A 6,758-nucleotide genomic window follows, 5' to 3' on the forward strand; every position below is an offset into this window, starting at 1 on the left:
GTGGCAACGGATGATCCGAGCCAGGGCCCTGGGGCCCTCCCCGGCCCGTGACCAGGACCCTGGTCCTGGTTACGGGCCCGCGGCCGGGGCAGGTCCGCGAGTTGCCGCCGGTGCTGCCATCGCGGCCGGTGTGCAACCCTGTCCCGGGGGCCAGGAGGCCGGAAGGCCGGACAAGGGGAGAACGGACATGCCCAGGAACCGACAGGCCGGGCCCGGCGACGCCCGGGAGCCGCTGCCCGTCGACGGAGCCGAGCCGCCGTGGTCCCGCAACGATGCGCTCGTGACCGGCGGGGCCTGCGCGATGAACCTGCTCAGCTACGTGTTCTTCGACGACCCCGGCAGCCGGTACGACGTGAGCGTGGCCGGCTTCCTCCTCGTCGCGCTGGCGGCGATGCCGCTGCTCGCCCGGCGCAGCCACCCGGTGGCTGCGCTGGCCGCCGTGCTGGCACTTGATGCGACAGCCGCCCTGGCCGTCCCGCTGCCGAGTCACTTCGGCGCCGTCCTGGTGGTCGCCCTGTACTCGGTCGCCAGGGCCTGCCCCGGCCGGGTGACGGCGGTGGCCACCGTCGCGACGGTGGCGCTGACGCTGGTGAGCCAGAGCAACGGCCGGATCCCGCCCTGGCAGGCCGCCGTCTCCCCGCCCCTCTCCAGCCTGATCGTCGTCGGTACCGCTCTGGTGGTCAACCGCTGGCAGCGGGAGGTGGCGGCCAACCGCAGACTCCTCGCCGACCGCGCGGTGGCCGACGAACGCCGCCGCATCGCAAGGGAGTTGCACGACATCGTGGCCCACCACATCACCACCATGCAGCTGATGGCCGGGGGAGCCCGGGCCAACATCGCCGATCCGGAGGTCGTCCGGGACGCCCTGGTCACCCTGGAGGCCTCCGGGCGGCTCGCGCTGCGCGAGATGCGCCAGCTCCTCGACGTGCTGCGGGCCGGCGACGAGCCGGAGACGGCTCCGGCGCTGCCCCAGCCGGGCGTCGACGACCTCGACCGCCTGGTGGCAGAGTCCCGCCTCGCCGGACTGCCGACCGAGTTCGGCGTCCGCGGGCCGCAGCGGCCGCTGCCGCCGACCGTCGGGCTCACGGTGTTCAGGATCGCCCAGGAGGCTCTCACCAACGCCCGCAAGTACGCGGGGGCAGCCCGCGTGTCAGTGCAGCTGACGTACCGTCAGGAACGGGTGACCGTCGAGGTGCGGGACGACGGCGGGGGCGCACCGCCGTACGAGGGGGCGCCGGCGGCGGGCCCGGGCGGCTACGGCCTGATCGGCATGCGCGAGCGCGTGGCCCTGCACGGCGGCACCCTCACCGCCGGCCCGCAGGCCGGCGGCGGGTTCGCCGTGCTGGCCGACCTGCCGCTGACCACGGACGAGGCGGACGAGGCGGCCCTCCGGTACGAGGGGGCGCGCCGATGACCGGGACCGGTCCGAAGCCGCCGAGGATCAAGGTGCTGATCGTGGACGACCAGCCGCTGGTCCGGCGCGGCCTGTCGCTGATCCTCTCCCCCGACCCGTCCTTCGAGGTGGTGGGAGAGGCCGAGAACGGTGCGCAGGCCGTCAGCCTCGCCCGCCAACTGCACCCCGACGTCGTGGTGATGGACATCCGGATGCCCGTCCTCGACGGGGTCGGCGCGACCGTTGAGCTCGCCGCCACCGTGCCCGGCTGCCGGGTCCTGGCCCTCAGCACCTTCGACCTCGACGAGTACGTCGTGGGCGCCCTGCGTGCCGGAGCCTACGGGTTCCTGCCCAAGGACAGCTCCCCGGAGGACCTGAGCGCGGCGATCCGCACCGTCCACGCGGGCGAGGCCGTCGTCGCGCCGCGCCTGCTCACCCGGCTGATCTCCACCTACGTACGGGCACCCGGCGTCGCCCGGCCGGCCCCCACCGTCCGGGGTGAACTCACCCCTCGCGAGGTCGAGGTGTGGCGGCTGATGGCCACCGGCCTCGACAACACCGGCATCGCTCGCGGGCTGGACATCAGCCTCTCCACGGTCAAGAACCACATCACCGGCATCTTCGACAAGCTCGCCGTCCGTGACCGCGCCCAGGCGGTCATCGCCGCCTACGAATCGGGCCTGGTCACTGCCCGCGTGGCAGCCGGGGACCCGCCCGGCGCCGGGCAGGTGAGCCGTCCCGTGCCGTGACGCCCCGGGCGGGGCGATCCGGGTGGCGCGAATGGGGTCGGGACGGGACCTAGGTCGCGCGGTCCACCGCGGCCGGGTCCATTGGCCGAGGTCAATACCCCCTTACGGTACGTAGGGTGACGGTATGACTGTTGATCTGGAGAAGTACTTCGCACGCATCGGATGGGACGGGGAGCCCGCGGCCACCCTCGCCACCCTCCGTTCCCTGCACCATGCACACGTCCTCGGCATCCCGTTCGAAAACCTCGATGTGGTCGTCGGTTCGGTACCGTCGCTGGACGTCGCCGACCTGCAGGCCAAACTTGTCGAAGGCGCCCGCGGCGGATACTGCTTCGAGCACAACACCCTGCTCGGCGCCGTACTGGACCAGCTGGGCTTCGAGGTCACCCGGCTCACCGGCCGCGTCCGCGTCGGCGCGCGGTCCGGGGAGATCCGGCCGCGGACCCACATGGTGCTGGCCGTCCGGGTGCCCGGTGATCCCGGCCGCTACCTCCTCGATGTCGGGTTCGGGTCCATCGGCGCGCTGTTGGAGCCCCTGCCGATGGTCCCCGGCCAGGTCCGGGAGGGCGCCGGGCGCTTCCACCGCCTCGTGGTGGAGGAGGCGGACGGTCCCGCTCCGGTCTGGGTGCTCCAGGCGAGGACGGGCGACACCTGGGAGGACCAGACCGCGTTCACCCTGGATCCGGTCCCCACCCCCGACATCAAGATGGCCAACTGGCACGTGGCGACCCACCCGCGCTCGCCCTTCCGGCGGCTCTACATCCAGCGCACCCAGGCCGACGCCCACCTGCGGCTCGAAGGGACGACCTTGACCCGTACCGACGCCGAAGGGGCGGTCTCGACCCGGGAGCTCGAAGGCCCGGACGAAATAGGCGAGTTGCTGGAATCCGAGTTCGGGATCACCCCGCCTCCCGGTCTCCGCTCGGCCCTCTGACCGGGGCCCGCCCCGCTCTCCGCTTCCACGCTCGCGGTGGTCAGCCGGTGCCGGACCGGAAGCGGAGGCGGTATTCCGTCGGTGTGGTGTCGAGCCTGCGGCGGAACGCCCGGACGAGGGTGTCCGTCGTGCCGAAGCCGCAGGTGGACGCGATGCGTTCGAGGGTCATGTCGGTGGATTCGAGGTGGTTGCGCGCCATTTCGACCCGGGCCGACTCGATGTAGACGCTCGGTGTCATGCCGAGTTCGGCCTTGAAGATCCGGGTGAGCTGCCGCTCGCTGACGTGGGCGAATTCGGCGAGGCCGGCGACGGTGTGCTGCTCGCCCAGGGTGCGGGTGATGTGGTGGCGGAGGTCCTCGATGCGCCGTGTCGTCGAGACGGGTTCGAGGGGAACGCTGAACTGGCTCTGCCCGCCCGGGCGCTTCAGGTACATCACGAGCTGCCGGGCGACGCGCAGTGCGGTGGCCTCGCCGAAGTCGTCGGCGACGAGGGCGAGCGCCAGATCGAGGCAGGCGCTGATCCCCGCCCCGGTCCACACGTCGCCCTCGCGGATGAAGATCGGGTCGGCGTCGACCTCGACCGCCGGGTACTCGGCGGCGAGTTGCTGCGCGGTCGACCAGTGGGTGGTGGCGCGCTTGCCGTCGAGCAGCCCGGCGGCGGCCAGGAGGTGCGCCCCGACGCAGACGGACGTGACCCGCCGCGAGGTCGCGGCGAGCGTCTTCACCCAGCCGACCACGGTGGGGTCGGCGAGGGCGTGGACGCGGCGCCGGTCGTCGACCTCGACGGATCCGGGCACCAGGAGGGTGTCGACGGCCCGTGCGGACGCCTCCTCGAAGGTGAGGTCGGGGAGGATCCGGACGCCGGCGGAGGTGGTGACGGGGTCCAGGGTCTCGGCGGCGAGGACGACCTGGTAGCCCGTCGCGTCGTCCGTCTCGCGCTGCACCAGCGAGAAGACCTCGGGTGGTCCGGTCACGTCGAGCAGGTCGACGCCCTCGAAGAGGACGATGACGATGAGTCGGTTGACGGTGTTCATGGGGCTCCACTGGTCGGCACGGGCGATGTCCGTATCTGCATGTTAGATGGCATTGCCGACATGGGGCAGCCGCCCGTAGCGTTTCAGGAGCAGGTCACCGCGGGTGAACTGCACGTCCTGGCACAGAATCTAAGGCGGTACTCCCATGGCTTCGACGACCCTGCGCGAGCTCAACGGTTTCGACGAGACGCCCGCGTCGCTTGCCGGTTCGACCCTGATCCTGATCGACTACCAGAACACCTACGTCCACGGCGTGATGGAGCTGGACGGCTGGCAGGCCGCGCTCGACTCCGCCGCCGCACTGCTGGGGCGGGCACGGGCGGCGGGCGCGAAGGTCATCCACGTCATCAACGACGGCGGCGAGGGCACCCCGTACGACATCCGGGCGGAGATCGGCCAGATCCACCCGAGCGTGGCGGCGATCGAGGGCGAGCCCGTCGTCGTCAAGCAGGTCCCGAACGCGTTCGTCGACACCGACCTGGGCGAGCACATCGACGCCGCCGGCAACAAGGACGTCATCATCGCCGGGTTCATGACGAACATGTGCGTGCTGTTCACCACGCAGGGCGCGTTCCTGCGTGGCAACCGGCCCACGGTGGTCGCCGACGCCTGCGCGACGCGGCCGCTGCGGTCGGTGGGCGGCACCGAGCTGACCGCCGACCAGATCCACCACGGCGCGCTCGCGACCGTCGCCGACCTGTACGGGGTCGTCGTGGAGTCGGGGGAGTCCCTGAGCTGAGCGCCGGGGCCGGGGCCGGGGCCGGGGCCGTGCGAACTGACCGCGCAGCACAGCCGGTCGGTTCGCACGCCCGGGCCGCTCCCGTCCGGTCACCCGGGGCCGGTCGTCACCCGGGCTGGTCGCCCAGGGCCGGTCGTCACGCGCCGGGGGGTGCCGGGCCGCCGTCGAGATCGTCCCGGGTCACATGCTCGCCCGGTGTCGACAGCTCCTCGACCGCGTCGACGCCGACCACCGCGCCGGTGGACCTCTTGCCGCGCCGCAGCCGGCCCTCCAGCCAGCCGGCGAAGGACGTGAGCGTGAAGTTGATCACGACGAAGATCACCGCGACGACGGCGAAGCAGGCGATCGTGTTGGCGCCGTAGTTCGCGCTCATCGGGCGGACCGACGCCAGCAGCTCGGAGAAGCCGAGCAGCGCGCCGCCCAGCGCGGTGTCCTTCACGATGACCACCAGCTGGCTGACGATCGCCGGCAGCATCGCGGTGACCGCCTGCGGCAGCAACACGTAGCGCATGACCTGGTTCTTGCGCATGCCGATGGCCTTGGCCGCGTCGGTCTGGCCCCGGGGGAGGGAGAGGATGCCGGCCCGGACGATCTCGGCGAGCACGGAGGCGTTGTAGAGGACGAGACCGGTGACCACGGCGTACAGCGGCCGGCTGTCGGGGCTGACGTCGGTGTACTCGGAGTACGCCGCGTTCGCGAAGAGCATCAGGATCAGCACGGGGATGGCACGGAAGAACTCCACGACCGTGCCGGCCGCGCCCCGCACCCACCGGTACTCGGAGAGCCTGGCGATGCCGAACAGCGCTCCGAGCGGCAGCGCGAGGACCATGGCGAGCGCGGCCGCTTCGATCGTGGCCCGCAGCCCCGGCAGGAGGAACGTCGACCAGGCGCGGGAGTCCGTGAAGAAGGGCCGCCACTTGGCCCATTCGAGCTGGTTCTTGTCGCCGAGGCTCTGGACCACCCACCAGACCACGACCGCGAGGGCGACCAGGAACAGCACCGTGTACAGCACATTGTGCCGCTTGGCGCGCGGCCCCGGGACGTCGTAGAGCGTGGTCGGCGAGGTCACCGCCGCACCGAGACCTTCTTGCTCACCCAGCCGAGGAAGAGCCCGGTCGGGAGGGTGAGGCAGATGAAGCCGAACGCGAAGACGGCGGAGATGAGGATGAGCTGGGCCTCGTTCTCGATCATCACCCGCATCAGGGCCGCGGCCTCGGCGACCCCGATCGCGGAGGCCACCGTGGTGTTCTTGGTCAGCGCGATCAGCACGTTCGCCAGCGGGCCCACCACCGAACGGAAGGCCTGCGGGAGGACGATGAGCGTCAGCACCTGGCCGAACCTCAGGCCGATGGCCCGCGCCGCCTCGGTCTGGCCGATGGGCACCGTGTTGATGCCCGACCGCAGAGCCTCGCAGACGAACGCCGCGGTGTAGGCGATCATGCCGAGTACGGCGAGCCGGAAGTCGATCGTCTTGAAGGTGCCGCCGCCGAGCGTGACGCCGAGCGTCTGGAACAGGCCCAGCGAGGTGAAGACGATGATCACGGTGAGCGGGATGTTCCGGACCACGTTGACGTAGGCGGTGCCGAAGCCGCGCATCAGCGGCACCGGGCTGACGCGCATGGCGGCCAGTACGGTTCCCCAGATCAGGGCGCCGATGGCGGACCAGAACGTGAGCTGCACCGTCACCCAGAAGGCCCCCAGCAGGTCGTAATGGTCAAGAAAGTCGAACACGGTCTCCCGGCCCTTCCGCGTGGGTGAAGCCTGCTGCGTCGGTGAAGCCTGCTGCGGGGGTGGCGCCTCTGCGGGGGTGAGGGCCGTGGGGGGGGGGGGGGGGGGGGGGGGGGGGGGGGGGGGGGGGGGGGGGGGGGGGGGGGGGGGGGGGGGGGGGGGGGGGGGGGGGGGGGGGGGGG

The 6,758-nt window shown here is 72.0% G+C and carries 7 protein-coding genes; 4 read left to right on the forward strand and 3 right to left on the reverse strand.

The genetic code is table 11. From position 1 onward, the window contains the following. Positions 1-187: 187 nt before the first annotated feature. The 3 genes from ACZ6NC_RS15240 (at position 188) to ACZ6NC_RS15250 (ending at position 3,076) form a co-directional block, all read left to right on the forward strand. Positions 188-1,414: a sensor histidine kinase gene (locus tag ACZ6NC_RS15240; protein ID WP_465732754.1), complete on the forward strand. Its 1,227-nt coding sequence runs from the start codon at positions 188-190 to the stop codon at positions 1,412-1,414. Further along, on the forward strand, positions 1,411-2,142 hold the full coding sequence (locus ACZ6NC_RS15245) for a response regulator (protein WP_465732756.1): 732 nt from the start codon (positions 1,411-1,413) through the stop codon (positions 2,140-2,142). The genes ACZ6NC_RS15240 and ACZ6NC_RS15245 overlap by 4 nt, the downstream gene beginning before the upstream one ends. 124 nt (positions 2,143-2,266) lie before the next feature. Beyond that, on the forward strand, positions 2,267-3,076 hold the full coding sequence (locus ACZ6NC_RS15250; RefSeq protein WP_465732758.1) for an arylamine N-acetyltransferase family protein: 810 nt from the start codon (positions 2,267-2,269) through the stop codon (positions 3,074-3,076). Positions 3,077-3,116: 40 nt separating this feature from the next. Here the strand turns inward: ACZ6NC_RS15250 and ACZ6NC_RS15255 are convergent, their stop codons facing one another. Beyond that, complete coding sequence (locus ACZ6NC_RS15255) at positions 3,117-4,109, reverse strand: GlxA family transcriptional regulator (protein ID WP_465732760.1); 993 nt, start codon at positions 4,107-4,109, stop codon at positions 3,117-3,119. Positions 4,110-4,254: 145 nt separating this feature from the next. Between ACZ6NC_RS15255 and ACZ6NC_RS15260 the strand changes: the two genes are divergently transcribed. Beyond that, positions 4,255-4,848, forward strand: coding sequence for an isochorismatase family protein (locus ACZ6NC_RS15260; protein WP_465732762.1), 594 nt, complete (start codon positions 4,255-4,257; stop codon positions 4,846-4,848). 136 nt (positions 4,849-4,984) lie between these two features. Here ACZ6NC_RS15260 and ACZ6NC_RS15265 read toward each other — a convergent pair whose 3' ends face one another. Next, positions 4,985-5,917 carry an amino acid ABC transporter permease gene (locus ACZ6NC_RS15265; RefSeq protein WP_465732764.1) on the reverse strand — a complete coding sequence of 311 codons (933 nt, stop codon included), beginning with the start codon at positions 5,915-5,917 and terminating at the stop codon, positions 4,985-4,987. After that, on the reverse strand, positions 5,914-6,579 hold the full coding sequence (locus ACZ6NC_RS15270) for an amino acid ABC transporter permease (RefSeq protein ID WP_465732765.1): 666 nt from the start codon (positions 6,577-6,579) through the stop codon (positions 5,914-5,916). The genes ACZ6NC_RS15265 and ACZ6NC_RS15270 overlap by 4 nt, the downstream gene beginning before the upstream one ends. Positions 6,580-6,758 lie beyond the last annotated feature (179 nt).

Source organism: Kitasatospora sp. NPDC041988, from assembly GCF_055588525.1.

Excerpts from the sequence above, each read along its gene's own strand:
- ACZ6NC_RS15240 (WP_465732754.1), top strand. The coding sequence starts at position 188 with ATGCCCAGGAACCGACAGGCCGGGCCCGGCGACGCCCGGGAGCCGCTG.
- ACZ6NC_RS15245 (WP_465732756.1), top strand. The coding sequence starts at position 1,411 with ATGACCGGGACCGGTCCGAAGCCGCCGAGGATCAAGGTGCTGATCGTG.
- ACZ6NC_RS15250 (WP_465732758.1), top strand. The coding sequence starts at position 2,267 with ATGACTGTTGATCTGGAGAAGTACTTCGCACGCATCGGATGGGACGGG.
- ACZ6NC_RS15255 (WP_465732760.1), bottom strand. The coding sequence starts at position 4,109 with ATGAACACCGTCAACCGACTCATCGTCATCGTCCTCTTCGAGGGCGTC.
- ACZ6NC_RS15260 (WP_465732762.1), top strand. The coding sequence starts at position 4,255 with ATGGCTTCGACGACCCTGCGCGAGCTCAACGGTTTCGACGAGACGCCC.